Origin of the sequence: Actinoplanes sp. NPDC051633, assembly GCF_040681735.1 — a bacterium.
GTDB lineage: Bacteria > Actinomycetota > Actinomycetes > Mycobacteriales > Micromonosporaceae > Actinoplanes.
In genome coordinates, this window is sequence record NZ_JBFAZH010000949.1 from 1 (window position 1) to 3,049 (window position 3,049).

3 protein-coding genes are annotated in these 3,049 nt (G+C 71.3%); 1 reads left to right on the forward strand and 2 read right to left on the reverse strand.

Annotated elements, in window-relative coordinates; translation table 11 throughout:
• Together AB0M20_RS34980 and AB0M20_RS34985 are read right to left on the reverse strand one after the other, a co-directional pair.
• Positions 1-788 (reverse strand): ABC transporter permease (locus AB0M20_RS34980; protein ID WP_364304719.1); only part of this gene is annotated, 788 nt, incomplete at its 3' end.
• Positions 788-2,278, reverse strand: coding sequence for a sugar ABC transporter ATP-binding protein (locus AB0M20_RS34985; protein ID WP_364304721.1), 1,491 nt, complete (start codon positions 2,276-2,278; stop codon positions 788-790). The genes AB0M20_RS34985 and AB0M20_RS34980, both read right to left, overlap by 1 nt.
• Before the next feature lie 116 nt (positions 2,279-2,394).
• On the opposite strand from AB0M20_RS34985, the gene AB0M20_RS34990 reads away from it, so the two are divergent.
• On the forward strand, positions 2,395-3,049 hold a 655-nt coding region (locus AB0M20_RS34990), incomplete at its 3' end, for a LacI family DNA-binding transcriptional regulator (protein WP_364304723.1).

Consider the following 3,049-nt stretch of genomic DNA (forward strand, 5'->3'; position numbering starts at 1 on the left):
ACCACCACCGCGGCGACCACGTTCAGCTCGTATCCGGTGCCCGCGGCGGCGTCGACCGTGCCGAAGCGGGCCGCGAAGAGCACCCCGGCCAGGCCGGCGAGGGCGCCGCTGAGCAGGAACGTCCCGAGCAGGTTGCGGGCCACCCTGATGCCGGCCAGCTCGGCGGCCTGCGGGCTGGAGCCGATCGCGTAGAGCTCGCGGCCGACCCGGAAGTCGCGCATCAGCAACGACACGCCACCGACCACGACCAGCGCGATCAGCACCAGCCAGGGGATGCCGAGGATGCTGTCGTTGGCGAAGCTGAGGACGTGCGGCGGCAGCTCGTCGGCGTTGACCTGGGAGCCGCCCGCCCAGGAGTACGTGAGGCCGCGGTAGATGTAGAGCGTCCCGAGGGTCACCACCAGCGCCGGCACCCGGCCGTAGCGGACCAGCACGCCGTTGACCAGGCCGCACACCGCGCCGACCGCGATGCCGGCCAGCAGCGCGACGATCATCGGAAGGCCGGGGTTCGCGCTCATCATGGTCGCCACGGCGAAGGCGCTGAGCCCGAGCACCGAGCCGACGGACAGGTCGATGTTGCGGGTGATCACGACGACCGCCTGGCCGGCGGCCATCACCGCGAGGATCGCGGTGTTCAGCAGGATGTCGCGGACGCTCTGCCCGGAGAGGAAGCGGGGGTTGCCGATGGCGGTGTACGCGACCAGCACGGCCAGCGCGAGGACGATGCCCAGCTCGCGCGCTTTGAAGATCCCCTTGAGCGCGGGTACGGGCGACGCCATCGTGCTCATCAGGCCACCGCCGCGTACATGATCGACTCTTCGGTCGCCTCCGCGCGGGTGAGCTGGGCGGCGACCCGGCCCTCGCGCAGGACGACGACGCGGTCGGCCATGCCGAGCACCTCGGGCAGCTCGGAGGACACCATCACCACGGCCATGCCCTCGGCGGCCAGCGACGACATCAGCCGGTGCACCTCGGCCTTGGTGCCGACGTCGATGCCGCGGGTCGGCTCGTCGACGATCAGCAGCTTCGGCGCGGTGGACAGCCACTTGGCGAGGACGACCTTCTGCTGGTTGCCGCCCGAGAGGGTGCCCACCGCGTCGGTGAGCCGGCCCAGCTTGGTCTGCAGCCGCTGGGTCCATTTGTACGCCTCGGCGCGCTCGGTCGTACTCCACAGCAGACCGAGGCGGGCCAGCTTGCGGGCCCGGGGGAGGGTCACGTTGCGCTCGATCGACAGCTCCATCACCAGGCCCTGCTGGCGGCGGTCCTCGGGGACCAGCGCCATCCCGGCCGTCATCGCCGCGCGCGGGGAGCCGGGCTTGAGCCGCCGGCCGAGGAACCGGACGCTGCCCGCGTCGTAGCGGTCCACCCCGAACACGGCCTGCATCACCTCGGACCGGCCGGCGCCGACCAGGCCGGCCAGAGCGACGATCTCGCCGGCTCGTACCGAGAAGCTGATGTCTTTGAAGACGCCCTCGCGGGACAGTCCGTCGACCTCGAGCACGACGTCGCCGGGCGGCACGTCCTGCTTGGGGAACAGCGCGCTCAGATCGCGGCCGACCATGCGGCGGATCATGTCGTCGACGCTCAGGCCGGCGACCGGCTCGGTGCACACGTGCCGGCCGTCGCGCATGATGGTCACCCGCTCGCACAGCGCGGTGACCTCCTCGAAGCGGTGCGAGATGAACATGATCGCCGCGCCCTCGTCGCGCAGCGAGCGCACCACCGAGAAGAGCCGCTCGACCTCGACGCCGCTGAGCGCCGCGGTGGGCTCGTCCATCACCAGGATCCGGGCCTCGCTGGACAGCGCCTTGGCGATCTCCACGAGCTGCTGGTCGGCGATGGACAGTCCGCGCGCCGGGCGGGTCGGGTCCAGGTGCACGCCGAGCCGTGCGAAGAGCCGCTCGGCGGCCGCGTTCATCGCCCTGCGGTCGACCCGGTGCAGTCGGGTCAGCGGCTGGTTGCCCATCGCGATGTTCTCCGCGACGGACAGGTCCGGGAAGAGCGTCGGCTCCTGGTAGATGACCGCGATGCCGGCGGCCTTGGCGTCGGCCGGCCCGGCGAAGTCGACGTCGGCGCCGTTGACCCGCAGCGTCCCGGTGTCCGGCCGGTGCACGCCGGCCAGCATCTTCACGATCGTGGACTTGCCGGCGCCGTTCTCCCCGACCAGGGCGTGCGCCTCGCCGGAGAACAGCGGGAAGCTGACGCCCTGCACTGCTGCCACGGCCCCGAAGGACTTGCTGACGTCGTGGACCTCGAGGACCGGCGCGTGCGCCGCCACGACCACCTCCCAGGGTTGTTGTTGAAATGTTTCAGTCAACGTAGGGTCGAACGTAGGTGGCCCCGGTCACAAGTGTCAAGACGCATCCGTAACGTGGATGAAATGAAGAGGTACCCGTGGTCGTAGGCAAGGCACCGTCGGTCAAGGACGTCGCCGCCGCGGCCGGCGTCTCCCTGGGCACGGTGTCCAACGTGATGAACCGGCCCGAGATGGTCGCGACCGCGACGCGCGAGCGGGTCGAGCGAGCGATGGCCGAGCTCGGCTTCGTGCGCAACGAGTCGGCCCGGCAGCTGCGGGCCGGCACGAGCCGCACCCTGGCGTACGTGATGCTGGACGGCACCAACCCGTTCTTCCACGACGTGGCCCAGGGCATCGAGATGGCCGCCGACGACGCGGACCTGTCGTTGTTCATCTGCAACAGCAACGGGCGTGCGGCCCGCGAGGAGGTCCACCTCGACCGCCTCCTGCAGCAGCGGGTGCAGGGCATCCTGATCACCCCGGTGGACCCCGGCTCGGCGATGCTGGGCGAGATCAGCCGCCGCGGCGTGCCGGTTGTGGTGGTCGACCGGGTGCGCGACAGCAGCTTCTGCTCGGTGGCGGTGGACGACGTGTACGGCGGCCGGATCGCCGTCGAGCACCTGATCGACGCGGGGCACACCCGGGTGGCGTTCGCCGGCGGGCCCGACCACATCGGCCAGGTCCGTGAGCGCCTGCAGGGCGCGCGGCAGGTGTGGGCCGAGAGCGGGCTGCCGCCGGAGGATCTGGTCTTCC